1 protein-coding gene is annotated in these 1,435 nt (G+C 53.1%); it reads left to right on the top strand.

Going from position 1 to position 1,435, the window contains the following annotated elements:
- The first annotated feature begins 57 nt into the window (after positions 1–57).
- A complete protein-coding gene (locus tag HMPREF2678_RS00980) occupies positions 58–1,401 on the top strand; it encodes an IS256 family transposase (protein WP_034994083.1) in 1,344 nt (447 codons plus the stop codon).
- Positions 1,402–1,435 lie beyond the last annotated feature (34 nt).

The following is a 1,435-nucleotide window of genomic DNA, read 5'->3' as shown; positions in this document are numbered from 1 at the left end:
GAGAGTGTCTGATGGTTTGTGTGTGGGTACCTAACCCGCATGAGGAGATGGACCAGAATGACTACTGTGGCACGACGAGATCCGGCTGATAAGGCCAAAATTGATGCGATTGAAAAGAAGCTGCTTGCTAACCCTGAAATCGCGAAGCTGATTGATGACCTAGGCACGTCTACAACGGATGCCAATGACCTAGTTCGCGGCATGTTGCAGGCCTCGATTACCAGGGGACTCAACGCTGAAATGGATGCCCACCTGGGCTACGAGTCTGGCGACAGGAGCGCTAAAGCTGCTGCTGGGACAGACAATTACCGCAACGGATCGTATCCAAAGACCGTGGATTCTAACTACGGGCCAGTGACCGTTGATGTCCCGAGAGATCGGGCTGGAACATTCTTGCCGACTATGGTTCCTAAAGGTTCTAGGCGCTTGACTGATGTCGATGACATGATCGTCAGCTTGTACGCCGGGGGGATGACAATTAGGGACATCCAGCACCATATGGCAACTGCGATGCGGGTTGATATTTCCCATGAGACGATTTCCGCAGTCACCGATGCCGTCCTCGATGAGGTCATGATCTGGCAAAACCGCCAGCTAGACGAGTTCTACCCGGTCATTTTCCTGGATGCGTTGCGCATTAAAGTCCGCGACGGTGGCCGAGTAGTCAACAAGTCCGCGTACATGGCAATCGGCGTGGACCTGGACGGCATCAAGCACATTTTGGGATTGTGGATCGCCAAAGAAGAAGGCGCTTCATTTTGGGCGCAGGTATGCGCCAATCTTTCCAATCGTGGGGTCAAAGACGTCTTTATCGTCTGCTGTGACGGGCTTAAAGGCCTACCAGAAGCAGTCGAGGCAACCTGGCCGAACTCGATGGTGCAAACCTGTATCGTGCACCTGATTCGTGCAGCTAACCGATGGGTAGCCTACGGGGATCGCCGGGGCGTATCAGCCGCGTTGAAAAAGATTTACACCGCTGCGGACGAGTCCACAGCTCAGGCTGCCTTAGACGAATTTGAAGCCTCTGAATTGGGAGAAAAGTATCCACGCTCAGTCAAAGTCTGGCGAGATGCATGGCAGCGTTTCGTACCGTTTCTGCAGTTCCCACCAGCGGCCAGAAAGGCTATCTATACGACGAACTCGATTGAATCATTCAACAATGAACTGCGTAAAGCTACCCGCAACAGGGTGCAATTTACCAACGATGAATCAGCGCTCAAGACGCTGTGGCTGATGATCTGCAATATCGAAGACAAACGCGCTGCAAAGAGAGCGAAGCAGGGCAAACGAGTCTCAGCGACAGCCGGCAGGCTCATGGAAGGAGCCCGAGTTTCTGGCTGGAAACAAGCTATAAACCAAATGGCCGTGGCCTACCCCGACCGCTTCGACAAATACCTATAAACCTAGCCCCACACACAAACAACTTGACACGCTC

Source organism: Corynebacterium sp. HMSC058E07 (genome assembly GCF_001809885.1).
Lineage (GTDB): Bacteria > Actinomycetota > Actinomycetes > Mycobacteriales > Mycobacteriaceae > Corynebacterium > Corynebacterium macclintockiae.
This window is presented reverse-complemented; position numbering and strand designations above follow the sequence as displayed.

What these genes read in the sequence shown, in the direction of transcription:
- HMPREF2678_RS00980 (WP_034994083.1), top strand. Translation starts at nt 58, where the DNA reads ATGACTACTGTGGCACGACGAGATCCGGCTGATAAGGCCAAAATTGAT.